Genomic DNA, 23434 nt, shown 5'->3' with positions numbered 1-23434 from the left:
TCTATCAGGCTTCCAAGCTCGTGATAGCATCCGCGCCATGAATTTCCCAGGACGAATGACCAGTGGTGCGCTCTTGCTGTCCCTCAGCTGCGCGGCACTGGCACAAAGTGAATTGGCTGTACGGGTCAAGCCGTCCAACGACCAGCTCAAGGCTAACGTAGAAGGCTATATCGGCGGCGTGGGCGATCGTGACGAAGAGGCTTTGTTGCGCTTCAGTCGTGGTGCCGAGGAACAGGCGCGCAAAGCCGCCCAGGCGCTGGGTTACTACCAGCCGCAGATCGACAGCGAGGTCGAGGGCGGCAAGACCCCGCGCCTGATCCTGACCATCGACCCTGGCGAGCCCGTGCACCTGCGCAATGTCACCGTGCGCATCGATGGCCCGGCCGCTTCCCTCAAGGCTTTTCGTGTACCGGACAACGCCGCGCTCAAACCTGGCGCGGTGCTTAATCATGGGCGCTATGAAGACGCCAAACGGATCATCCAGAACCAGGCCTCGCGCTATGGGTTTTTCAGCGGGCGATTTGTCAGCCAGAAGCTGTTGGTGGACCCCCAGGCCGGCGTGGCCGACATCGAGCTGGTCTACGACAGCGGCCCGCGCTACGCCCTGGGCCCGGTGAGTTTCGAGGGTGACACGCCCTTTGATGAAGAGTTGTTGCAGCGCATGGTGCCGTTCAAGGCGGGCGAGGCGTACGACTCGGAACTCATCGCAGAACTCAACCAGGCCCTGCAATCGAGCGGATATTTCGAAGGCGTGCGGGTGGACGCGGCACCTACCGCCGCCACGGATAACGTGATCCCGGTGGCGGTCAAGCTCGAGACCCGCAAGCCGCGCACCATGGGCCTGGGCCTGGGGTTCTCCACCGACGTCGGCCCGCGGGCCAAGGCCAATTGGACGCGCCACTGGGTCAATCCCCAGGGCCACAGTTATGGCTGGGAAGCCGAAGTGTCGGCGCCCCGGCAGAACGTTGGCCTGTGGTACGACGTACCCCTGGACCCGCCGTTGACCGACAAGATGCGCTACGCCGGTGGCTATCAATATGAAGAGCTGTCCGGCACCGATAGCCTCAGCAAGCTGCTGACCGTGGGCCCCGAATGGCACAGCAAGTTGCCCAGTGGCTGGCAGCGGGTGGTGTCGCTCAAGTGGCAGCGCGAGGAATATCGGCTCGGCGACGATTCGGGCCTGAGCACCTTGCTGATGCCGGGCGTGAGCTATTCCTACCTGCGCAGTGACAACCGCATCGATCCGCGCAACGGCTATCGCATTCAATTCGACACCAAGGTCGCCAAGGAAGGGCTTGGCTCGGACAACAACCTTTTATATGGCACGGCCATGGTCAAGGGCCTGACCACCGTGTTCGACAAGCATCGTCTGCTGGCCCGGGCTCAGGTCGGTGGCAGTGCCACCAATGGCTACAAATCCATCCCGCCATCCCTGCGCTTCTTCGCCGGTGGCGACCAGAGTGTGCGCGGTTACGATTATCAAAGCCTGTCACCGGAAAACTCCGAAGGGGATCGCATCGGTGGTCGCTACATGGTCGCCGGCAGCCTCGAGTATCAGTATTCGATTGCGCAAAAATGGCGGGTGGCGACCTTCGTCGACCAAGGCAATTCCTTTAACAGCCTTGAGCTGCCGAGCCTCAAGACGGGTGTCGGCGTCGGTGTGCGCTGGGTGTCGCCGGTGGGGCCGATCCGCCTCGACCTCGCCCATGCGCTGGACGACGACGGCGGCATTCGCTTGCACTTTTCCATGGGGCCCGAGTTGTGAATCGTGGTTTGAAAATAGCGCTGCTGGCGCTCGGCACGTTGCTGCTGGTGGTCGTGCTGACCCTGAGCATCGTGCTCGGCACGCAATGGGGCAGTCGTTGGGCGCTTGGCGTTGTGCCGGGTTTGAGCACGGATAATTTTCAGGGACGGTTGGGCGGCCAGTGGAGTGCCGACCACCTGTTGTGGCAGCAGGACAGCAGCCGAGTGGAACTCGATCAGGTGATCTTCGCCTGGTCGCCGCTATGCCTGGCGCGCATGACCCTGTGCATCGATCAGCTCAAGGCCGACAAGGTCAGCCTGCAATTTCCTCCGTCCACTGACGAGCCGAGCAGCGGTCCGATCACCTTGCCGGACCTGAACTTGCCGCTTGCCCTGGAACTGGGCGACGTGCAGGTCGGCAGCCTGTTGTTCAATGGCAGCGAACAGCTCAAGGGCTTGCAACTGGCCGCGCATTGGACCGCCCAAGGTCTGCAGATCGACTCGGTGCAGCTGCAGCGCGACGAGCTGAGCCTGAAGCTGTCCGGTTTGCTGCAACCCGGCGGCGACTGGCCGCTGAAGGCCCAGGGCCGGTTGACCTTGCCGGCGCCAGGCTCCACGCCTTGGACGCTGGACCTGAACATCGATGGCAACCTGCTCAAAACCCTCAATCTCAACGCCGACAGCAGCGGCTATCTGCAAGGCCGATTGGTCGGTGAGCTGCAACCGCTGGCGGACAACCTGCCGGCCAAGGTACGCATCACCGCTGACGGCTTCAGGGCCGCCGCCGATCTGCCGGATACCCTGATGCTCAATCAATTGGAGCTGACGGGCGAAGGCGATCTGAACAGCGGCTACCAGTTGCTTGGCAAGGCAACGTTGCCCGCCGAAAAAGGCCCGGTGGCCTTGCTGCTGCAAGGCAAGGTGGACGCCAACGGTGCGCAGATCGCCGGCCTGGACCTTAACGCCAGTGATCAGCAATACCTCAAGCTCACCGGCCAGTTGGACTGGCGCGAAGGTCTGAGCGCCGAGGCGAAAATCGCCTGGCTGGACTTCCCTTGGCATCGCCTCTATCCGCTGATCGACGAGCCACAAGTGACGCTGCGCAGTTTCAACGGTGAAGTGTCGTATACCGATGGCAAATACCTGGGCAATTTCCAGGCCGCGCTGGACGGCCCCGCCGGAGCGTTCAGCCTGGACAGCCCATTCAGCGGCGACCTGACGACGATCCATTTGCCGGAACTCAAACTCGCCGCCGGGCAGGGCAAGGCCGAAGGCCATCTGAACCTTGAATTTGCCGAGGGCATCGCCTGGGACACAGCGCTGGAGCTGTCGGCCATCAACCCGGCGTACTGGCTGGGGGAGCTGCCCGGCACCCTGGCCGGGCCGTTGCGCAGCAAGGGTTCGATGAAAAATGACCGCCTGGAGCTTGATGCGGACCTGGACCTCAAGGGCAAGTTGCGCGGCCAACCGGCGCTGTTCCAAGCCAAGGCCAACGGTGTTGGTGAGCAGTGGAACCTCAGCGCGCTGGACATTCGCCTGGGTGACAACCGCATCAACGGCACGGGCAGCCTGCAAGAAAAACTCAGCGGTCAGATCGATATCAAACTCTCGCGCCTGGCCCAACTCTGGCCGCAATTGCGCGGCCAGTTGGTCGGTCGCCTCAACGTGGCCGGGACACTCAAGGCCCCCCAAGGCAAGCTCGACCTGCAAGGCACGCAACTGGCGTTGCAGGACAACCGCCTACAAAGCCTGAACCTGGATGCGACCCTCGACAGCGCGCAGCGCGGCAAGGTTGACCTCAAGGCCAGCGGCATTCGGGCGGGCGATACGTCGCTCGGTGTCCTGACGGTGAGCGGGCAGGGCGACATCAGGCAGCAAAAACTGACCCTCGACCTGCAAGGGCCACAGCTGGAAACGGCCCTGGCGCTCGATGGCGTGCTCGACCAAGGCAACTGGCGCGGGCGTCTCAGCACTGGCAATGTGCAGGCCGGCGGCCAGGCTTGGCGTCTGCAAGCCCCGGCCAAGCTGGAGCGCCTGGCCAATGGCACGCTCAACCTGGGGGCCCACTGTTGGCGTTCCGGCGAGGCCAGCCTGTGTGGTGAGGATCAGCGCCTGATGCCGGAGCCGAAGCTGCGCTATCACCTCAAGCAATTCCCCATCGAAAGCCTGGCCCAGTGGATGCCCAAGGATTTTGCCTGGCAGGGCCGACTCAACGCCGACCTGCAACTGGACCTGCCGGTCAGCGGCCCGAACGGGCGCATTCTGGTGGACGCCAGCGGCGGCACTTTGCGGATCCGGGACAAGGACCGCGACGCTGAGCAATGGCTGGACTTCCCCTACCAGACCTTGACCCTCGACAGTCGCCTGACGCCCAAACGGATCGACACCAGCCTGAATTTCGTTGGGGCCAAGCTGGGCGAACTGATGCTCCAGGCGCAGATCAATCCGTTGCCGGCCAGCAAACCGCTGAGCGGCTCGTTCCGCCTGAGCGGCCTGGACTTGTCCGTGGCGCGGCCATTCCTGCCAATGGTGGAAACCCTCACCGGTCACCTGAATGGCAGCGGCACGCTGTCGGGTGGTTTGTTGGCGCCCCAGGTCAACGGCAACCTGTTGATCAGCGATGGCGAAGTGTCCGGCCCGGAACTGCCGGTCAGCCTCGAAGACTTGCAGATGCGCGCAACGATTGCCGGTGAAACGGTGCGCCTCAACGGTGACTGGAAAAGTGGCAAGGGCGGCCGAGGCAGCCTGACCGGGGACATCGGCTGGGGCGAAGCCCTGAGCATGGACCTGGCGCTCAAGGGTTCGCAATTGCCGGTCACCGTCGAGCCTTACGCGGTGCTGGAGGTGGCGCCGGACCTGACCATCACGTTGCAGGGCGAGCGGCTTTCCATCGCCGGCAAGGTCCTGGTGCCCAAAGGCGAAATCACCGTGCGCGAACTGCCGCCGTCTACCGTCAAGGTGTCGGATGATACGGTGATCGTTGGCCACCAGACCGAGGAGGGCAAGACACCGATGGCCATGGCGATGGACATCGATGTGATCGTGGGCCAGGAAAAGCTCGCGTTTTCGGGCTTCGGCCTGACGGCCAACGTACAAGGCCAGGTGCACATCGGCGACAACATGGACACTCGCGGTGAACTCTGGCTCAACGACGGTCGCTACCGGGCCTATGGGCAACGGCTGACGGTGCGTCGGGCGCGGCTGTTGTTCGCCGGGCCGATCGACCAGCCTTACCTGGATATCGAAGCGATTCGCCAGACCGACGACGTGATCGCCGGCATTCGTTTGAGCGGCAGCGCCGAACAGCCGACCACGCAAATCTTCTCTGAACCGGCCATGAGCCAGGAGCAGGCGTTGTCTTATCTGGTACTCGGCCGGCCGCTGAGCACCACGGGTGAGGACAACAACATGCTCGCCCAGGCGGCACTGGGCCTGGGGCTGATGGGCAGTGCGGGGGTGACCACCAGCCTCGCCAACAATCTGGGCATCGAGGATTTCCAGCTCGACACCCAGGGCAGCGGCGATGCCACCAGCGTCGTGGCCAGCGGCAATCTGACGGAAAAACTCAGCCTGCGTTACGGCGTCGGCGTGTTCGAACCGGCCAACACCATCGCCCTGCGCTACAAACTCAGCAAGCGGGTGTACCTGGAAGCCGCCAGCGGCGTCGCCAGCTCCCTGGATATCTTCTACAAGCGCGATTTCTAAGCCTTCGCGCCACCTCCTGTGGGAGCGAGCCTGCTCGCGATAGCGATGTATCAGCCGACTCAATGTTGACTGTCACGACGCTATCGCGAGCAGGCTCGCTCCCACATTTTTTATCTGCGTTTGTCGGGTTGTGCATAGCAAGCTAACTATTTGTTTGACATTTGCTGCCTAGGCAGTAACATCTCGACATACATTCACTGCCTAGGCAGTAAAAGGTGGTCAGATGAAACATTTCACCCCGGACGATTTCCACAATTGCCACCTCGGCATGCTGCTCGGTCGTGCCGCGCTGCTCAAAGACCGAATCATCGACACCCACATGGAACCCGTCGGCATCACTGCCGCGCAGTTCAAGGTGTTGATCATCATGGCCCAGCACGGCATCGATACGCCGGTCGAGCTGTGTCGGTACCTGTCCCTGGACAGCGGCTCGATGACGCGAATGGTCGATCGTCTGGAGCAGAAAGGTTTTCTGATCCGCCAGCGCTCGGCGGATGACCGTCGGCAGGTGCGACTGGTGCTGACCGAAGCCGGCCAGGCCCTGGCCGATCGCCTGCCTGTTATCGGCGCCGATGCCATGAACCAGTTGGCGGGCGCCATCAGCCGCGAGGAGTTGCAAATCCTCGAACAAATCCTCAAGAAAATTCTGCTCGCCGCCGGTGATCCCATCACCGTGTTGCGGTTGGGGGACAAATGAGTCGTAAAACCTTGCGTACCCGCATCAGCCTGGTGTTGCTGGCCATGAGCCTGGCCGGTTGTGCCAGTTACAGCGGCCTGAACACCGAAGGCGTCCGCCTTGAGGCTCAAAACCTCAAGGCCGGGCAATCTCTCAACGGCGTCACGCTGTCACCCGCTTCCTGGCCGAAAAGCGATTGGTGGAAAAGCCTCGGCGATCCACAACTCGACGGTCTGATCCACGAAGCGTTGCGCGACAGCCCGGACATGCAGATCGCCAGCGCTCGGGTGCATCAGGCCAGTGCCGCTGCCTACGCCGCCAATGCGGCGCGCATGCCGACCCTGGACGCCAGCGCCAGTGTCAGCCGTTCGCGGCTGGCCCGTGACCAGGACCCGCAAGGGCAGGGCGGGGCGTACAGCACCCTGCGTTCGCTGGGCGTGGATTTCAATTACAACTTCGACCTCTGGGGCGGCCAGCGTGCGGCCTGGGAAGCGGCCCTGGGCGAGGCCCGCGCCGCCGAGATCGACCGGCAGGCCGCTCGCCTGACGCTCGCCGCTGACGTGGCGAGGGCCTACAGCGATCTGGGGCAGGCCCATATCATTTATGACCTGGCCTCCGAGGACCTCAAGCGCACCCGGCAAATGCTCGATCTGGGCAAGCGCCGCCTCAGCGCCGGGATCGACAGCGAATATCAGTTCCAGCAGACCGAAAGCCTGGAAGCCAGCGCCGATGCGAGCCGGATCGACGCAGAAAAACGCCTGCAAAGCGCAAAAATCGCCTTGGCGGTGCTGTTGGGCAAGGGGCCGGACCGCGGCAATGAAATTGCTCGCCCTCACGTGCTGCAAGCCAGCGCCGTTGCCCTGCCGTCGAACCTGCCAGCCGAATTGCTGGGCCGTCGTCCGGATCTGGTCGCCGGTCGTTGGCGAGTCGAGGCGGCGGGCAAGGACATTGAAGCCGGCAAGACTCAGTTCTACCCCAACCTCAATCTCAGCGCGGCGGCGGGGGTGCAGTCGTTGTTGGGGGACGCGATGTTCGGTTCGGCCAGCCGCTTTTTCAACGTAGCGCCGACGGTGTCGCTGCCGATCTTCGACGGTGGGCGACTGCGGGCGGACCTGGATGCCCGGGATGCTGATTACGACATGGCGGTGGCGCAGTACAACAAGAGTCTGGTCAAGGCCCTTGGAGATGTCAGCGACACCATCAACCAGTTGCGCGACATCGCTCGGCAGATCGCCGCGCAGCAACACGCTACCGATATCGCGCAGAACTCTTACGACACCGTGGTCCAGCGCTATGGCTCCGGCATCGGAAATTACCTGGATGTGCTGAGCATCGAGCAGCAATTGCTCCAGGCCCAGCGCCAACTGGCGAACCTGAATGCCGAGCAGATCGACCTGTCGATCCAACTGATGCAGGCCCTGGGCGGTGGCTTCGAGGCCGACACCCTGGCTTCGGCCGCGCCGGCCTCCACCACGTCGCACAACTGATTCGAGGTACTTGTCATGGCTACTGCCGAAACTACCCAACCCTCTGAAACTGCCCAGGACAGCAGCAACCCGCGCAAGCGCAAGCTGATGCTGCTGGGGCTGGCACTGATTGTCGTCCTGGGTGGCCTGGGCGTCTGGGCCTGGCACGAACTGTATGGCCGCTGGAGTGAGAGCACCGACGATGCCTATGTGAACGGCAATGTGGTGGAAATCACGCCGCAGGTCACCGGCACCGTGGTGAGCATCGGTGCCGACGACGGTGACCTGGTGCGCGAAGGCCAGGTGCTGGTGCAGTTCGACCCGAACGACGCCGAGGTCGGGCTGCAAAGTGCCCAGGCCAACCTGGCCCGTACCGTGCGCCAGGTGCGTGGCTTGTACAGCAACGTCGATGGCATGCGCGCCCAGGTCAAAGCCCAGGAGGCCGAAGTACAGAAGGCCCAGGAGAACTACAACCGACGCAAGAACCTGGCGGCCGGCGGGGCGATTTCCCGGGAGGAACTGTCCCACGCCCGTGACGATTTGACCTCGGCGCAGAATGCGTTGGCCAACGCCAGACAGCAACTCAAGACCTCTAGTGCCTTGGTGGATGACACCGTGGTGGCGTCCCATCCAGACGTGCAATCGGCCGCCGCGCAATTGCGTCAGGCCTACCTGACCAACGCCCGCAGCACCTTGATCGCGCCGGTCACCGGATACGTCGCCAAGCGCACGGTGCAGTTGGGCCAGCGGGTGCAGCCGGGCACGGCGCTGATGGCGGTGATTCCGCTGGATCAGTTATGGATTGACGCCAACTTCAAGGAAACCCAGCTGCGGGACATGCGCATCGGCCAGCCGGTGGACATCGAAACCGACCTCTATGGCAGCGACGTGAAGTACAGCGGCACCGTCGACAGTCTCGGTGCCGGCACCGGCAGCGCGTTCGCCTTGTTGCCAGCGCAGAACGCCACCGGCAACTGGATCAAGATCGTGCAGCGGGTGCCGGTGCGTATTCATATCAACGCCCAGGAATTGGCCAAGCATCCGCTGCGGGTCGGCCTGTCGACCCAGGTCGACGTCAACCTGCGCGACCAGAGTGGTCCGGTGCTGGCCCAGCAACCACCGAAACAAGCCTCTTTCAGCACCCAGGTCTATGACCGGCAACTGGTCGACGCCGACGCGATGATCAGCCGGTTGATCCACGAAAACAGTGCCGCTGCCAGCAAGACCGCGCAGCGCTGAGGTAGCCATGCCCGGCGACTTGGGTAATGACCTGAACCTGTGGGAGCGAGCCTGCTCGCGATAGCGGTGGATCAGCCAGGGTTGATGGCGACTGACAAACCGTCATCGCGAGCAGGCTCGCTCCCACAGTTTTGTCCCCCATTTCAACCGGGACTTTTGCGCGACTTTGTCATGTCCGTTTCGCTTCATAGGATTTCGCAATGAGCAATAACGCGTCCTTCACGCCGCCCAGCCTGTTGCTCAGCACCATCGGGCTGTCGTTGGCGACGTTCATGCAAGTGCTCGACACCACCATTGCCAACGTCGCTTTGCCGACCATTTCCGGCAACCTGGGTGTCAGTTCGGAGCAGGGCACTTGGGTCATCACCTCGTTCGCGGTGAGCAACGCCATCGCCTTGCCGCTGACCGGCTGGCTCAGCCGTCGGTTTGGCGAGGTGAAGCTGTTTTTGTGGGCAACCCTGCTGTTCGTGCTCGCCTCGTTTCTGTGCGGTATCTCCACTTCGATGCCGGAGCTGATTGGCTTTCGTGTCCTTCAGGGGCTGGTGGCCGGGCCGTTGTACCCCATGACCCAGACCTTGCTGATTGCCGTGTATCCGCCGGCCAGGCGCGGCATGGCCCTGGCGTTGCTGGCGATGGTCACGGTGGTGGCGCCGATCGCCGGGCCGATCCTCGGCGGCTGGATCACCGACAGCTACAGCTGGCCGTGGATCTTCTTCATCAACGTGCCCATTGGGATCTTTGCCGTGATGGTGGTGCGCCAGCAACTGAAGGCGCGGCCGGTGCTCACCAGCCACCAGCCAATGGATTACGTGGGGTTGATCACGCTGATCATCGGTGTCGGTGCGCTGCAGGTGATCCTCGACAAAGGCAACGACCTGGATTGGTTCGAGTCGAACTTCATCATTATCGGTGCGCTGATCTCGGTCATTGCCCTGGCCGTGTTTGTGATCTGGGAAATGACCGACCGCCATCCGGTGGTCAATCTTCGGCTGTTCGCCTACCGCAACTTTCGCATCGGCACTATTGTGCTGGTGGGGGGCTACGCCGGGTTCTTCGGCATCAACCTGATCCTGCCGCAGTGGTTGCAGACCCAGATGGGCTACACCGCCACCTGGGCCGGGCTGGCGGTGGCGCCCATTGGCATCCTGCCGGTATTGATGTCGCCCTTCGTCGGCAAATACGCCCACAAGTTCGACCTGCGCCTGCTGGCCGGGCTGGCGTTTCTAGCCATCGGCCTGAGCTGCTTCATGCGCGCCGGGTTCACCAACGAAGTGGATTTCCAGCACATTGCCCTAGTGCAGTTGTTCATGGGGATCGGCGTGGCGCTGTTCTTCATGCCGACCTTGAGCATCCTGATGTCGGACCTGCCGCCACAACAGATCGCTGATGGCGCGGGACTGGCGACGTTCCTGCGCACCCTGGGCGGCAGCTTTGCCGCATCGCTGACCACCTGGATCTGGATACGCCGGGCCGACCAGCACCATGCCTACCTGAGTGAAAGCATCAGCACCTATGAGCCGGCCACCCGCGAGGCGCTTAACCATCTCGGTGGCGCGAGCACACCGGCTTATGCCCAGCTCGACCAGATCCTCAACAGCCAGGCGTACATGCTCTCCACCGTGGATTACTTCACGCTGCTGGGTTGGGCGTTCATGGGCTTGATCGTGCTGGTGTGGCTGGCGAAACCGCCGTTTGCGGCGAAGGCGGGGCCTGCGTCGGCGGGGCATTGATTCAGAAGTGAAATGCAATCCAATGTGGGAGCGAGCCTGTGGGAGCAAAGCTTGCTCGCGATGAACGATGACACGGTCTTGCAGTGGAACCGTGTCGCCTGCATCGCGAGCAAGCTTTGCTCCCACAAGGGATATCTGCGTTCTTCAGTTGCTTGGCAACGCCAACTGCGCATTGCCAAAACCAAACGGCGCCAAGGCAAATCCCTGTTCATCCACCTGCAACGCCCAGCCTTGCTTGTCCCAATCCCCCAGCACAATGCGCCGGGCGGCGTGTTCGCCCAGTTGCAGCTTATGGATAGCGGGGCGGTGGGTGTGGCCGTGGATCAGGGTCTTCACGCCGTATTCCTGCATGATCCGCGGGATCTCTTCGGGCGTGACGTCGACGATGTCATTGGCTTTCATTCGCGTCTGCGTGCGGCTTTCGCTGCGCAGTTTGCGCGCCAGTTTCTGGCGACTGGCCAATGGCAGGTGACGCAGGATGAACAGCGTGACCGGGTTGCGCAGCCAGCGCCGCAACTTCATGTAGCCTTCGTCGCGGGTGCAGAGGCTGTCGCCGTGCATCAGCAGCACCGGCTCGCCGTTGAACTGCACGACACTGGGGTCCTTGAGCAGGGTGCAGCCGGCCGCTTTGCAGAAGGCTTGCCCGAGCATGAAGTCACGATTGCCGTGCATCAGGAAAATGGCCGTGCCGCTGTCGCTCAATTCGCGCAGGGCCTGGCAGATGGAACGCTGGAACGGCGTCATGGCATCGTCGCCGATCCAGGCTTCAAAAAAGTCGCCCAGGATGTACAACGCTTGCGCCGAGCGGGCGCGTGTGGCGATCAAATCCAGAAACGCCCGGGTAATGTCCGGGCGCTCCTCTTCCAGATGCAAATCTGAAATCAGCAGTATCACTCAATGATCTCGGCTTTCTCGATGATCACGTCTTCTGCTGGCACGTCCTGGTGGCCGGCCTTGGAAGTGGTGGAAACGCCTTTGATCTTGTCGACCACGTCGGTGCCTTCAACCACTTTGCCGAACACCGCGTAACCCCAGCCCTGGGTGGTCTTGCTGCTGTGGTTCAGGAAGCTGTTGTCGGCCACGTTGATGAAGAACTGCGCGGAAGCCGAATGCGGTTCCATGGTGCGGGCCATGGCGACGCTGTACTTCTCGTTCGCCAGACCGTTGTCGGCTTCGTTCTGGATGCTTGGGCGCTTGTCTTTCTTTTCTTTCATGCCTGGCTCGAAACCGCCGCCCTGGATCATGAAGTTGCCGATTACACGGTGGAAAACGGTGTTTTCGTAGTGGCCGGCCTTGACGTATTCAACGAAGTTGGCAACGGTGATCGGTGCCTTCTCGGCGTTCAGTTCCAGGACGATGTCGCCGTGGTTGGTGGTCAGTTTGACTTGAGTCATGATCGCTACTCTTTCAAGGAATTCGTGGGTTTCGGGGCTTTGCTGCCCGCAACCGGTCTGGCTTTAATCGGCCAGGCTGGGCAGTTTAGCGCGCCGAGCGGGTTTTTCGAGGCTGTTTTTCATCGGGTCGTCGATTAAATTCAATCGTTTACCGACCTGGCCTGTCAGGTGCTTGACAGCATCGGCTATGATACGGGCTTTGATTTATCAGGCCGCACCCGGCCGCGCACTTGTACGTTCAAGGATCCTATGAGCAAGCCCACTGTCGACCCTACCTCGAATTCCAAGACCGGCCCGGCCGTGCCGGTCAATTTCCTGCGCCCGATCATCCAGGCGGACCTGGATTCGGGTAAGCACACGCAGATCGTCACCCGTTTTCCGCCGGAGCCCAACGGCTACCTGCACATCGGTCACGCCAAGTCGATTTGCGTGAACTTCGGCCTGGCCCAGGAGTTTGGCGGCGTCACGCACTTGCGTTTCGACGACACCAACCCGGCCAAGGAAGACCAGGAGTACATCGACGCGATCGAAAGCGACGTTAAATGGCTGGGTTTTGAATGGGCCGGTGAGGTGCGCTATGCCTCGCAGTATTTCGACCAGTTGCACGACTGGGCGGTGGAGCTGATCAAGGCCGGCAAGGCCTACGTGTGCGACCTGACCCCCGAGCAGGCCAAGGAATACCGTGGCAGCCTGACCGAGCCGGGCAAGAACAGCCCGTTCCGTGATCGCAGCGTCGAGGAGAACCTGGACCTGTTCGCCCGCATGCGCGGCGGCGAGTTCCCGGACGGCGCACGGGTGCTGCGCGCGAAGATCGACATGGCCTCGCCGAACATGAACCTGCGCGACCCGATCATGTACCGCATCCGTCACGCCCATCACCACCAGACCGGCGACAAATGGTGCATCTACCCCAACTATGACTTCACCCACGGTCAGTCGGACGCCATCGAAGGCATCACCCACTCGATCTGCACCCTGGAGTTCGAAAGCCATCGTCCTTTGTACGAGTGGTTCCTGGAGCACCTGCCGGTGCCGGCTCAGCCGCGCCAGTACGAATTCAGCCGCCTGAACCTGAACTACACCATCACCAGCAAGCGCAAGCTCAAGCAACTGGTGGACGAAAAGCACGTCAACGGCTGGGATGACCCGCGCATGTCGACGCTGTCGGGCTTCCGTCGTCGTGGCTACACGCCAAAATCGATCCGCAACTTCTGCGAGATGGTCGGCACCAACCGTTCCGACGGCGTGGTGGACTTCGGCATGCTGGAATTCAGTATCCGCGACGACCTGGACCACAGCGCCCCACGCGCCATGTGCGTGCTGCGTCCGTTGAAAGTGGTGATCACCAACTACCCGCAAGACAAAGTCGAGAACCTCGAGCTGCCTTGCCACCCGAAAGAAGACATGGGCGTGCGCGTCCTGCCGTTCGCGCGGGAAATCTACATCGACCGTGAAGACTTCATGGAAGAGCCGCCAAAAGGCTACAAGCGCCTGGAGCCTGCCGGTGAAGTGCGCCTGCGCGGCAGCTACGTGATCCGCGCCGACGAAGCGATCAAGGACGCCGACGGCAACATCGTCGAACTGCATTGCTCGTACGATCCCGAAACCCTGGGCAAGAACCCGGAAGGTCGCAAGGTCAAGGGCGTGATCCACTGGGTGCCGGCCGCTGCCAGCGTCGAGTGCGAAGTGCGCTTGTACGATCGCCTGTTCCGTTCGCCGAACCCTGAAAAGGCCGAGGACAGTGCCAGCTTCCTGGACAACATCAACCCTGACTCCCTGCAAGTACTCACTGGTTGTCGTGCCGAGCCTTCGTTGGGCAACGCACAGCCGGAAGACCGTTTCCAGTTCGAGCGCGAAGGTTACTTCTGCGCGGATATCAAGGACTCGAAACCCGGTGCTCCGGTGTTCAACCGTACCGTGACCTTGCGCGATTCCTGGGGTCAGTGATCAAGTCTTAAGGGAAACCCTGTGCTTACGATCTACAACACGCTCACCAAGAGCAAAGAAGTCTTCAAGCCGCTGGACGGTAACAAGGTCCGCATGTACGTCTGCGGGATGACCGTGTACGACTACTGCCACATCGGCCATGGTCGCAGCATGGTTGCGTTCGACCTGGTAACCCGCTGGTTGCGTTTCAGCGGTTATGACCTGACCTACGTGCGCAACATCACCGACATCGAAGACAAGATCATCAACCGTGCCCGGGAAAACGGCGAGCCTTACGATGCGCTGACCGAGCGCATGATCAAGGCCATGCACGAGGATGAGGCGCGCCTCAATATCCTCAAGCCCGACCTGGAACCCCGTGCCACGGACCACATCCCAGGCATGCTGGCGATGATCCAGACCTTGATCGACAAGGGTTATGCCTACGCACCGGGCAATGGCGACGTGTATTACCGCGTCGCCAAGTTCATGGGCTACGGCAAGCTGTCGCGCAAGAAAATCGAAGACCTGCGCATCGGCGCGCGCATCGAAGTCGACGAGTCGAAACAGGACCCGCTGGACTTCGTGCTGTGGAAAGCCGCCAAGCCGGGTGAGCCGAGCTGGGAGTCGCCGTGGGGCGCCGGGCGTCCGGGCTGGCACATCGAATGCTCGGTGATGTCGACCTGCTGCCTGGGCGAGACCTTCGACATTCATGGCGGCGGCAGCGACCTGGAATTCCCGCACCACGAAAACGAAATCGCCCAGAGCGAAGCGGCCACCGGCAAGACCTACGCCAATGCGTGGATGCATTGCGGCATGATCCGGATCAACGGCGAGAAGATGTCCAAGTCCTTGAACAACTTCTTCACCATCCGCGACGTGCTCGACAAGTACCACCCGGAAGTCGTGCGTTACCTGCTGGTGTCCAGTCACTATCGCAGCGCCATCAACTATTCGGAAGACAACCTCAAGGACGCCAAGGGCGCCCTGGAGCGGTTCTACCATGCGTTGAAGGGCCTGCCGAAGGTCCCGGCCGCCGGTGGCGAAGCCTTCGTCGCGCGCTTCACTGAAGTGATGAACGACGACTTCGGCACGCCGGAAGCCTGCGCGGTGCTGTTCGAGATGGTGCGCGAGATCAATCGTCTGCGGGAGAGTGATCTCAACGCGGCGGCGGGTCTGGCGGCGCGTCTGAAAGAACTGGCCGGCGTCCTGGGTGTGTTGCAGCTCGAGGCGGATGATTTCCTTCAGGCCGGTGCCGAAGGTCGCGTGGACGCCGCCGAGGTCGAAGCGTTGATCCAGGCGCGCCTGACTGCGCGGGCCAACAAGGACTGGGCAGAATCCGACCGCATCCGCGACCAGCTCACCGCCATGGGCGTGGTGCTGGAAGACGGCAAGGGCGGGACGACCTGGCGTTTGGCTGACTGAGTCCTTACGCAATACCCCTGTGGGAGCGAGCCTGCTCGCGATGACGGAGTGTCAGACAACATTGTTGTCGACTGATACACCGCTATCGCGAGCAGGCTCGCTCCCACAGTTTTTTGTATGCCTATCCTGGCAATCATCCTGTTATGAGCTAGTACTGTCAGGTCGATTCGACATCCTCTGACAGGAATCTTCCATGTTGGCTCATTGGTCTCTTGCGGCAATTCATCTTCTGGCTTTCGCCCTGGGGTTCTGGGCGGTACTTACCCGTGGCACGGCGTTGCGACGTCTGGCGGGCGGTACGGACGCGGTTCGAAATGTCTTGATGGCGGACAACCTATGGGGGCTATCGGCGGTGGTCCTGCTAGTGACCGGCGGGATGCGTGCTTTTGGTGGGTTTGAAAAAGGCACGGACTATTACCTGCACCAACCGCTGTTTCACCTGAAGATGACGTTGTTCGTGCTGATCCTGTTGCTTGAAATCGCGCCGATGATCGCGCTGATCAAATGGCGGATGGCACTGGGCAAAGGGCGTGCGATCGATCCTTCGAAAGCCGGCCGGTTTGCGCGGATCAGTCACATTGAAGCTTTGTTACTGGTGCTGATGGTGGTCGCTGCCACAGGAATGGCTCGCGGCGTGGGGCTGGGTTGAGCCGTCACGAATACCTGCTTCATCGCCATTAAAACGAAACGTCTGACAGCCATGCTATGAGCCATGTCATTAGTATCGGTTTGACGGGATGAACGAAAAAATCAAAGGCGAGATGGAGCGGGGATGATGAGGGACAGTCGGCATGAATCTTTAGCCAGCCTTGCGACGATGCAGAAGGGCTGGCTACGGACTGCTACAGGGCTCAGGGCGTTTGCGGCTTGTCAGGGGCGGTAAGGCCCGCCTGAATGCGCTGATAAATCTCTTCGCGATGCACCGCAACGTTTTTCGGAGCGTTGATGCCGATACGGACTTGTTGGCCGCTAACGCCCAGAATGGTGATCGTGATGTCGTCACCAATGTTTATGCTTTCACCGACTTTGCGGGTGAGTATCAGCATGGTGTTCTCCTTGATTGCTTTATAGGGCACCTGATTCAGGCAGTGCAGATGTCGGTACTGCTTATAGATTAGTGCCAAGTGTCACAATGTGGGTGCCTCTTTCTGACGCGCAGACGCAGCATTAATTCCCAGGGTGCGACTATACAGAGACGCCGTGCAGGTTTCTCGTGTTTTGAGCGCTGTTTACGGCGTTATTGACGGGCTTGAGTGTTAAAATCCCCGCTCCATGTCTTCCGGGGTAAAACGTTGTGCGCAAATTGGCTTGGGTAATCGCGGTATTGGCGCTGGCAGGATGCGGTGAAGGGCGTGACGTCGACACACCGAAGCCAAAGGTGGCGGCAACCACTGCACCGAGCGCCGCCGCTGCGCCGCAATGGGGCGTCGAGGTCCGGGGCGAAATCCCGCAAGCGGTCAGCGACCTGACCGCCTGGCTCATCGAGCACAGTTTTGTATCGAGTGTGGTGAAAGACAATGGCAAGGACCGGGTTCTGGTCGGGCCTTTCAATTCAAAGGCTGAAGCCGAGGCGAAGCAGGAGCAATTGAACGCCGCCCTGGTTCGAGCGAAAAAGCGCAACATCGAGTCGCTGGTGGTGGATTACCCAAGCGCTCAATAAACCCCGCAGAACAGAACAGCCAGGTAAGCCACAACATCTGTGGGAGCGAGCCTGCTCGCGATAGCAGTGGCTCAGCCAACGTTGACGTTGACGGCGCTGCCGCTATCGTGAGCAAACAAGCTCCCACAGTTGATTGGCGCTGTTTACCCATGCGAGATCAACCGCAGGCCTTTAAATTCACCGGGCCCACGAACTCGTTGCCACGCCCCATCACGCACGCCACGCTCTGGTTGCGCTGGCGCTCCCAGCTCTGTACCGGGTATGTCTTGTCCCAGGCTTCATACAGGCGCCGGTCCTGTTTCGAAAGGCGCAGGCCGTATTGTTTGCTCATGTAGAAATACGTCCGGGCGATCATTCCACGGATGGAAGGGCGGGGCATGACTTTCTTGGCCTTGAAATCCACCTGGGTCAGGCATGAGCCGTACTGGCCCGTCTGCGCCGGCAGCCAGCCAAAGCTGAAGTTGCTGCGGTCGCCGTTCACTTCCCCGATGCTGGGCACCAGGTTATGAAGATCGGCCTCGGCCCGTTGATAGACCGGGTCGTGGCGGGTGCAATTCTTCCGCCCGCCTTGTTGCCAGCATTGACGCTGATGCCCGATCTGCCACGCCGGGACGATATGCTCCCACTCGATACGCGCGGCGCGATTGGCGTTTTTGCGCGGCACATAACCGCAGGCTGCCAGGTTCACGCGATTGCCTGAGTATTTGCAGCCACAGTAGAACTCGGTGGATTGGGGGGCATAGAGTTTCCAGGCGACTTTCTTGGCCTCGCTGAACGTGCGGGGCGCATCGGCCTGCGCGCCCATGGCGACAATCGCAAGCAGTAAAGCAAAACAACGAACACTCATCAGGCTCAATCTTCCTTCGGCACAACCCAGAACACCTGCACACCGCCATCGTCGCGATAGGCGAGGGTCACATTGTCGTTCTCGTCGATTTCTTCCAGCAGGCGTTCCCACTCATCCACCGGCTCCTCGGGAAGCCGGAAGATCAGGGCCGCCTTGGCTTTTTGTGCGGTGGGGGAGTTGATGATTTTCGAGACCCGCAGGCCTAGGCGGGTATAGGAATCTAAGGGGGTAGTTGCAGCGGACGGCGTTGCCACAGGATTATCCTTATTGAGCTGTACGTGCGTACAGTATTTAACCGTAGGCATTTACGCAACTGCTTAAAATTCAAGAAAATCCTCTGACAACGCTTTTTCCGTTTTGGTGTAGGAAAAATTAAGCTAAAGAAGCCGCTCAAGCAGTCGATGGCCTTCGTAGGAATCTTATCCATGGAGTTTTGTTATGTCGTTTTCCGTCGGCTTTCCAAATGCAGCTGCCGTCACCATCGGCGGCCAGTCCCCGGCCACGCTCAAGGCCTTGAGCCAAGCGAGCGCCGAGGCAGCCGATGAGACCCTTGGCCAGACGCAGGCGCCAGGCCAGGTTCGTACGAGCATGAGCCCTGCGTCCGAAGGCAAGACCGAAAAGAGCGGGAGCACCCAGAGCATTGCCGTGCAGGTGTTGCTCAAACGCATGCAAGAGCTGCAACAGCAGCTCAGAGAACAGCAACAGCAGTTGTCTGCTGCGCAGAAGCAGGTCTATCCGACACCCGAAGCCAAAACCACTGCGGTCATGGCGATACAAGGCCAAATTGCCGACACCAGCGGTGCATTGCTGGAAGTCACTGGCCATCTGATCACAGAGCTGGCCAAGGGCTCCGGTTCGGGTGCCCTGGTCAACACGACCGTCTGATCCCCAGCCTTGCGGTGAAATCCGCACGTTGACAAAACCCGGAAGCTTTACCATAGTTCCCTTCACGCAAACGTTTGCGCAGCCTTCGTTGATGCTTGGCGACGGCCTGTGGAACGACTTCCCGTGCAACGATTTTGCTCAAAATAATCATAAAATCGGAGTGAACCCATGAAGTTGCCATTCGCTGGACGCCTTCTCGCCGTCGCCATGCTCGCCGCCGCATCCGCTGCGCTGCCTTTCTCTTCGGCATTTGCCCAGACCCCGGAAAAGCCCAAGGTTGCCCTGGTCATGAAATCCCTGGCCAACGAGTTCTTCCTGACCATGGAAGATGGCGCCAAGGCCTATCAGAAGGAACACTCCGCCGATTTCGACCTGATCTCCAATGGGATCAAGGATGAAACCGACACCGCCAACCAGATCCGCATTGTCGAGCAGATGATCGTGTCCAAGGTCGATGCCCTCATCATCGCACCAGCCGACTCCAAGGCCATGGTGCCGGTGATCAAGAAAGCCGTCGACGCCGGTATCACCGTGATCAACATCGATAACCAGCTCGATCCGGACGTGGTCAAAAGCAAAAACATCACCGTGCCGTTCGTAGGCCCGGACAACCGCAAGGGCGCGCGTCTGGTGGGTGAGTACCTGGCCAAGCAGCTCAAGGCTGGTGATGAGGTCGGTATCATTGAAGGCGTGTCCACCACCACCAATGCCCAGGCACGTACCGCCGGCTTCAAGGATGCAATGGAAGCGGCGCAGATCAAGGTCGTTTCCCTGCAATCGGGCGACTGGGAAATCAACAAGGGCAATCAGGTTGCCGCCTCGATGCTCAGCGAATACCCGAACATCAAGGCACTGCTGGCCGGTAACGACAGCATGGCGGTCGGCGCGGTATCGGCCATCCGCGCTGCGGGCAAGGCGGGCAAGGTAAAAGTGGTCGGTTATGACAACATCAACGCCATCAAGCCCATGCTCAAGGACGGTCGCGTCTTGGCGACTGCCGATCAGTTCGCCGCCAAACAGGCTGTTTTCGGCATCGAGACGGCCCTGAAGATCCTCAAGGGCGAAGCCGTCGACAGCGGCACTAACGGCGTTATCGAAACTCCGGTCGAGCTGGTGACCCAGTAGTTATCCTGGCGACACAACGACGCTCGCCCTTGCTGGCGAGCGTATTGGAGAGTTTTTTATGTCCGTTCGCGACCCGAACGCTGTCCTTTCGGTCAGCGGCATCGGCAAGACCTATGCCCAACCGGTACTGAGCGACATCGACCTGACGTTGATGCGCGGCGAAGTGCTGGCGCTGACCGGCGAAAATGGCGCCGGCAAGAGCACCCTGTCCAAGATCATCGGCGGGCTGGTGACGCCGACCACCGGGCAGATGCAATTCCAGGGGCAGGATTATCGTCCCGGTAGTCGTACCCAGGCTGAAGAGCTGGGCGTGCGCATGGTCATGCAGGAGCTCAACCTGCTGCCGACACTTTCCGTGGCCGAAAACCTGTTCCTCCACAACCTGCCCAGTCGTGGCGGCTGGATCAGTCGCAAGCAACTGCGCAAAGCGGCGGTCGAGGCCATGGCCCAGGTGGGGCTCGATGCAATCGACCCTGACACACTGGTCAGTGAGTTGGGCATCGGTCACCAACAGATGGTCGAAATCGCCCGCAACCTGATCGGCGATTGCCATGTGCTGATTCTCGACGAGCCGACTGCGATGCTGACCGCTCGTGAGGTGGAGATGCTCTTCGAGCAGATCACGCGTCTGCAGGCGCGGGGCGTGTCGATCATTTATATTTCCCATCGCCTCGAAGAACTGGCTCGGGTGGCCCAGCGCATTGCGGTACTGCGCGACGGCAACCTGGTCTGCGTCGAGCCGATGGCCAACTACAACAGTGAGCAGCTGGTAACGCTGATGGTCGGGCGGGAGCTGGGCGAGCACATCGACCTGGGCCCGCGCCAGATCGGCGCGCCGGCGTTGACCGTCAACGGCTTGAGCCGTTCGGACAAGGTCCGCGATGTGTCCTTCGAGGTGCGCAGCGGCGAGATATTCGGTATTTCCGGGTTGATCGGGGCAGGGCGCACCGAGCTGCTGCGGTTGATCTTCGGCGCCGATGCGGCCGACAGCGGCACGGTGGCGCTGGGTTCGCCGGCCAATGTCGTCAGCATTCGCTCGCCGTCCGATGCGGTGGCCCACGGCATCGCGCTGATCACCGAGGACCGCAAGGGCGAAGGCCTGCTACTGACTCAATCCATCGCCGCCAACATTGCCTTGGGCAACATGCCGGAAATCTCCAGCGGCGGTTTCGTCAATGGCAGCGAAGAGTTCGCGTTGGCGCAGCGACAGATCGACGCCATGCGAATCCGCAGCTCCAGTCCGACACAGTTGGTGTCCGAACTGTCGGGCGGCAATCAACAGAAGGTGGTGATCGGCCGCTGGCTGGAGCGCGATTGCTCGGTATTGCTGTTCGACGAGCCGACCCGAGGCATCGACGTCGGCGCCAAATTCGACGTCTATGCGCTGCTCGGTGAGCTGACGCGCCAGGGCAAGGCGTTGGTTGTGGTGTCCAGCGACCTGCGGGAATTGATGCTGATCTGTGACCGGATCGGTGTGCTGTCCGCCGGCCGCCTGATTGACACCTTCGAGCGCGACAGCTGGACCCAGGATGACTTGCTTGCCGCCGCATTCGCCGGCTATCAGAAACGTGATGCGTTGCTCAACGAAGCAGCGCCTAGGGACTTCTCATGAAAACCGTATCGGCCGTCGGCAAACCGAGTGGCAACTTCTATGGCCTGGGCACCTACCTGGGACTGGCCGGGGCCTTGTTGGCGATGATCGCGTTGTTCTCGGTCCTGAGCAGCCATTTTCTTTCGTATGACACCTTCAGCACCCTGGCCAACCAGATTCCAGACCTCATGGTGCTGGCGGTCGGCATGACCTTCATCCTGATCATCGGCGGTATCGATCTATCGGTGGGGTCGGTGCTGGCCCTGGCCGCATCGACGGTGAGCGTGGCGGTGTTGGGCTGGGGCTGGAGCGTCGGGCCGGCGGCGTTGTTGGGCATGGCCGTGGCGGCCCTGGCCGGCACCGTTACCGGTTCGATTACCGTGGCGTGGCGGATCCCATCGTTCATCGTTTCCCTCGGCGTGCTGGAAATGGCCCGAGGCCTGGCGTACCAGATGACCGGCTCGCGGACGGCCTACATCGGGGATTCCTTCGCTTGGCTATCCAATCCGATCGCCTTCGGTATTTCACCGTCCTTCATCATTGCCTTGCTGGTGATCTTCATCGCCCAGGCTGTGCTGACCCGCACCGTGTTTGGCCGTTATCTGATCGGTATCGGCACTAATGAAGAAGCCGTGCGACTGGCGGGTATCAATCCAAAACCTTACAAGATCCTGGTGTTCAGCCTGATGGGGTTGCTGGCCGGCCTGGCCGCGCTGTTCCAGATTTCCCGTCTGGAAGCGGCCGACCCGAACGCCGGTTCGGGGCTCGAGCTGCAGGTCATCGCTGCTGTGGTCATCGGCGGCACGAGCCTGATGGGCGGGCGCGGTTCTGTCATCAGCACCTTCTTTGGCGTGCTGATCATCTCCGTGCTGGCCGCGGGCCTGGCGCAGATTGGCGCCACCGAACCGACCAAGCGCATCATTACCGGCGCGGTGATTGTGGTTGCGGTGGTGCTCGATACTTACCGCAGTCAGCGCGCCAGTCGGCGGGCCTGAACCATGGCGACGATCAAGGATGTGGCGGCGCTCGCGGGAATTTCCTACACGACCGTCTCTCACGTAGTGAACAAGACGCGACCGGTCAGCGAAGAGGTGCGGCGCAAGGTCGAGGCCGCCATCGAGCAGCTCGACTACGTGCCCAGCGCGGTGGCCCGCTCGCTCAAGGCCAAGACCACTGCAACCATTGGCTTGCTGGTGCCCAACAGCCTCAACCCCTACTTTGCCGAACTGGCCCGGGGGATCGAGGATTACTGTGAGCGCAACGGCTATTGCGTGATCCTGTGCAACTCCGACGACAACCCGGACAAGCAGCGCAGTTATCTGCGGGTGCTGCTGGAAAAACGCATCGACGGTCTGATCGTCGCTTCCGCCGGCGGCGATGCCGGTCTCGCCCAGGGGCTGACCAGCGTGCGTACGCCCATGGTCATCGTCGACCGTGGGCTCGACGGTGTCGACGCGGACCTGGTGCGCATCGACCATGAACACGGCGCCTACCTCGCCACCCGGCACCTGCTGGAGCTTGGCCACCGTGATATCGCCTTTATCGGTGGCCCGGCGGACACCAGCGTGGCGCAGATGCGTCTGGCCGGTTACTGCCGCGCCCTAAAAGAAGCCGGGGTCGAGCTGCCCGTCGAGCGCATGCTCGAAAGCGATTTCACCAGCACCGGGGGTTATCAGGCGGCGGCCAGGCTACTCGAACAACAGCCGCCCAGTGCGATTTTTGCGGCCAACGACATGATCGGAATCGGTGTGCTGCGCGCCGCCGCCGAGCGCAACGTGCGCGTGCCCAGTGAACTGTCGGTCATTGGTTTCGATGACATTCAGATGAGCCGTTATGTCTATCCGGCGCTGACCACGGTGGGGCAGTCGATCCTGCAGCTCGGTGAGATGGCCGCTGAAGTGCTGTTGCGGCGGATCGCAACGCCGGGGCTGGCCACCGATCAGCGCATCGTGACACCCAGCATTGTCTTGCGAGAGTCGACTGCACCGCTGTCAGGTACATTCGCCCAATACCGCTGAACCG

General features: G+C 61.3%; 20 protein-coding genes. 15 read left to right on the top strand and 5 right to left on the bottom strand.

Going from position 1 to position 23434, the window contains the following annotated elements:
• Nucleotides 1-37: 37 nt before the first annotated feature.
• The 6 genes from HQ912_RS18485 to HQ912_RS18460 all read left to right on the top strand — a co-directional run bounded on the left by HQ912_RS18485 (nt 38) and on the right by HQ912_RS18460 (nt 10559).
• Entirely contained in the window at nt 38-1765 is a 1728-nt protein-coding gene (locus HQ912_RS18485; RefSeq protein ID WP_173407134.1) for an autotransporter assembly complex family protein, read from the top strand.
• Nucleotides 1762-5448, top strand: coding sequence for a translocation/assembly module TamB domain-containing protein (locus HQ912_RS18480; protein ID WP_173407133.1), 3687 nt, complete (start codon nt 1762-1764; stop codon nt 5446-5448). Before HQ912_RS18485 ends, HQ912_RS18480 begins: the two co-directional genes overlap by 4 nt.
• A 223-nt stretch (nt 5449-5671) precedes the next feature.
• Complete coding sequence (locus HQ912_RS18475; RefSeq protein ID WP_047229308.1) at nt 5672-6145, top strand: MarR family winged helix-turn-helix transcriptional regulator; 474 nt, start codon at nt 5672-5674, stop codon at nt 6143-6145.
• Nucleotides 6142-7611 (top strand): efflux transporter outer membrane subunit, encoded by a 1470-nt coding sequence (locus tag HQ912_RS18470; protein WP_173407132.1) that lies wholly within the window; start codon nt 6142-6144, stop codon nt 7609-7611. The genes HQ912_RS18475 and HQ912_RS18470 overlap by 4 nt, the downstream gene beginning before the upstream one ends.
• A gap of 15 nt (nt 7612-7626) precedes the next feature.
• Nucleotides 7627-8829 (top strand): efflux RND transporter periplasmic adaptor subunit, encoded by a 1203-nt coding sequence (locus HQ912_RS18465; RefSeq protein WP_047229310.1) that lies wholly within the window; start codon nt 7627-7629, stop codon nt 8827-8829.
• Between the two features lie 200 nt (nt 8830-9029).
• Nucleotides 9030-10559 (top strand): DHA2 family efflux MFS transporter permease subunit, encoded by a 1530-nt coding sequence (locus HQ912_RS18460; RefSeq protein WP_173407131.1) that lies wholly within the window; start codon nt 9030-9032, stop codon nt 10557-10559.
• Nucleotides 10560-10703: 144 nt separating this feature from the next.
• Here the strand turns inward: HQ912_RS18460 and lpxH are convergent, their stop codons facing one another.
• The gene (gene lpxH, locus HQ912_RS18455; RefSeq protein ID WP_160892977.1) at nt 10704-11453 is read right to left on the bottom strand and encodes a UDP-2,3-diacylglucosamine diphosphatase; all 750 of its coding nucleotides are present in this window, start codon (nt 11451-11453) and stop codon (nt 10704-10706) included.
• Nucleotides 11450-11953, bottom strand: a complete 504-nt coding sequence (locus tag HQ912_RS18450) for a peptidylprolyl isomerase (protein ID WP_047229369.1) — start codon at nt 11951-11953, stop codon at nt 11450-11452. Before HQ912_RS18450 ends, lpxH begins: the two co-directional genes overlap by 4 nt.
• 249 nt (nt 11954-12202) lie before the next feature.
• On the opposite strand from HQ912_RS18450, the gene HQ912_RS18445 reads away from it, so the two are divergent.
• The 3 genes from HQ912_RS18445 to HQ912_RS18435 all read left to right on the top strand — a co-directional run bounded on the left by HQ912_RS18445 (nt 12203) and on the right by HQ912_RS18435 (nt 15953).
• Nucleotides 12203-13900, top strand: a complete 1698-nt coding sequence (locus HQ912_RS18445; RefSeq protein WP_076385540.1) for a glutamine--tRNA ligase/YqeY domain fusion protein — start codon at nt 12203-12205, stop codon at nt 13898-13900.
• 21 nt (nt 13901-13921) lie between these two features.
• On the top strand, nt 13922-15304 hold the full coding sequence (gene cysS, locus HQ912_RS18440) for a cysteine--tRNA ligase (protein ID WP_047229314.1): 1383 nt from the start codon (nt 13922-13924) through the stop codon (nt 15302-15304).
• Between the two features lie 193 nt (nt 15305-15497).
• Nucleotides 15498-15953, top strand: a complete 456-nt coding sequence (locus HQ912_RS18435) for a DUF2214 family protein (protein ID WP_076385538.1) — start codon at nt 15498-15500, stop codon at nt 15951-15953.
• 202 nt (nt 15954-16155) lie between these two features.
• On the opposite strand, the gene csrA is transcribed toward HQ912_RS18435, so the two are convergent.
• Nucleotides 16156-16350, bottom strand: a complete 195-nt coding sequence (csrA, locus tag HQ912_RS18430; RefSeq protein WP_003179932.1) for a carbon storage regulator CsrA — start codon at nt 16348-16350, stop codon at nt 16156-16158.
• Nucleotides 16351-16598: 248 nt separating this feature from the next.
• Here csrA and HQ912_RS18425 point away from each other — a divergent pair, with 248 nt between their 5' ends.
• Nucleotides 16599-16964, top strand: coding sequence for an SPOR domain-containing protein (locus tag HQ912_RS18425; RefSeq protein WP_047229316.1), 366 nt, complete (start codon nt 16599-16601; stop codon nt 16962-16964).
• A 157-nt stretch (nt 16965-17121) separates the two neighbouring features.
• Here HQ912_RS18425 and HQ912_RS18420 read toward each other — a convergent pair whose 3' ends face one another.
• Both HQ912_RS18420 and HQ912_RS18415 read right to left on the bottom strand, forming a co-directional pair.
• Entirely contained in the window at nt 17122-17811 is a 690-nt protein-coding gene (locus HQ912_RS18420; protein WP_047229317.1) for an endonuclease, read from the bottom strand.
• A 5-nt stretch (nt 17812-17816) separates the two neighbouring features.
• Nucleotides 17817-18116, bottom strand: a complete 300-nt coding sequence (locus HQ912_RS18415; protein ID WP_076385536.1) for a DUF1654 domain-containing protein — start codon at nt 18114-18116, stop codon at nt 17817-17819.
• 133 nt (nt 18117-18249) lie between these two features.
• Here HQ912_RS18415 and HQ912_RS18410 point away from each other — a divergent pair, with 133 nt between their 5' ends.
• From HQ912_RS18410 to HQ912_RS18390, 5 genes are all read left to right on the top strand, one after another.
• Entirely contained in the window at nt 18250-18696 is a 447-nt protein-coding gene (locus HQ912_RS18410; RefSeq protein ID WP_107322882.1) for a hypothetical protein, read from the top strand.
• A gap of 168 nt (nt 18697-18864) precedes the next feature.
• Nucleotides 18865-19821, top strand: a complete 957-nt coding sequence (locus HQ912_RS18405; RefSeq protein WP_047229320.1) for a sugar ABC transporter substrate-binding protein — start codon at nt 18865-18867, stop codon at nt 19819-19821.
• Nucleotides 19822-19879: 58 nt separating this feature from the next.
• A complete protein-coding gene (locus tag HQ912_RS18400) occupies nt 19880-21433 on the top strand; it encodes a sugar ABC transporter ATP-binding protein (RefSeq protein WP_173407130.1) in 1554 nt (517 codons plus the stop codon).
• A complete protein-coding gene (locus tag HQ912_RS18395) occupies nt 21430-22407 on the top strand; it encodes an ABC transporter permease (protein ID WP_076385532.1) in 978 nt (325 codons plus the stop codon). The genes HQ912_RS18400 and HQ912_RS18395 overlap by 4 nt, the downstream gene beginning before the upstream one ends.
• A gap of 3 nt (nt 22408-22410) precedes the next feature.
• A complete protein-coding gene (locus HQ912_RS18390) occupies nt 22411-23430 on the top strand; it encodes a LacI family DNA-binding transcriptional regulator (RefSeq protein ID WP_173407129.1) in 1020 nt (339 codons plus the stop codon).
• Nucleotides 23431-23434 lie beyond the last annotated feature (4 nt).

The organism is Pseudomonas sp. MPDS, assembly GCF_013283895.1.
GTDB classification, from domain to species: Bacteria; Pseudomonadota; Gammaproteobacteria; order Pseudomonadales; family Pseudomonadaceae; genus Aquipseudomonas; species Aquipseudomonas rhizophila.
The sequence above is the reverse complement of the archived record's forward strand: the minus strand, read 5'-3'. Positions and strand labels throughout refer to the sequence as shown.

Bases quoted from the DNA above. Each gene is read 5' to 3' on its own strand.
- HQ912_RS18435 (WP_076385538.1), top strand. From the start codon at position 15,498: ATGTTGGCTCATTGGTCTCTTGCGGCAATTCATCTTCTGGCTTTCGCC.
- csrA (WP_003179932.1), bottom strand. From the start codon at position 16,350: ATGCTGATACTCACCCGCAAAGTCGGTGAAAGCATAAACATTGGTGAC.
- HQ912_RS18445 (WP_076385540.1), top strand. From the start codon at position 12,203: ATGAGCAAGCCCACTGTCGACCCTACCTCGAATTCCAAGACCGGCCCG.
- HQ912_RS18460 (WP_173407131.1), top strand. From the start codon at position 9,030: ATGAGCAATAACGCGTCCTTCACGCCGCCCAGCCTGTTGCTCAGCACC.
- HQ912_RS18470 (WP_173407132.1), top strand. From the start codon at position 6,142: ATGAGTCGTAAAACCTTGCGTACCCGCATCAGCCTGGTGTTGCTGGCC.
- HQ912_RS18415 (WP_076385536.1), bottom strand. From the start codon at position 18,116: ATGCCTACGGTTAAATACTGTACGCACGTACAGCTCAATAAGGATAAT.
- HQ912_RS18405 (WP_047229320.1), top strand. From the start codon at position 18,865: ATGAAGTTGCCATTCGCTGGACGCCTTCTCGCCGTCGCCATGCTCGCC.
- HQ912_RS18475 (WP_047229308.1), top strand. From the start codon at position 5,672: ATGAAACATTTCACCCCGGACGATTTCCACAATTGCCACCTCGGCATG.
- HQ912_RS18465 (WP_047229310.1), top strand. From the start codon at position 7,627: ATGGCTACTGCCGAAACTACCCAACCCTCTGAAACTGCCCAGGACAGC.
- HQ912_RS18450 (WP_047229369.1), bottom strand. From the start codon at position 11,953: ATGACTCAAGTCAAACTGACCACCAACCACGGCGACATCGTCCTGGAA.
- HQ912_RS18420 (WP_047229317.1), bottom strand. From the start codon at position 17,811: ATGAGTGTTCGTTGTTTTGCTTTACTGCTTGCGATTGTCGCCATGGGC.
- HQ912_RS18485 (WP_173407134.1), top strand. From the start codon at position 38: ATGAATTTCCCAGGACGAATGACCAGTGGTGCGCTCTTGCTGTCCCTC.
- HQ912_RS18390 (WP_173407129.1), top strand. From the start codon at position 22,411: ATGGCGACGATCAAGGATGTGGCGGCGCTCGCGGGAATTTCCTACACG.
- HQ912_RS18395 (WP_076385532.1), top strand. From the start codon at position 21,430: ATGAAAACCGTATCGGCCGTCGGCAAACCGAGTGGCAACTTCTATGGC.
- HQ912_RS18410 (WP_107322882.1), top strand. From the start codon at position 18,250: ATGTCGTTTTCCGTCGGCTTTCCAAATGCAGCTGCCGTCACCATCGGC.
- HQ912_RS18400 (WP_173407130.1), top strand. From the start codon at position 19,880: ATGTCCGTTCGCGACCCGAACGCTGTCCTTTCGGTCAGCGGCATCGGC.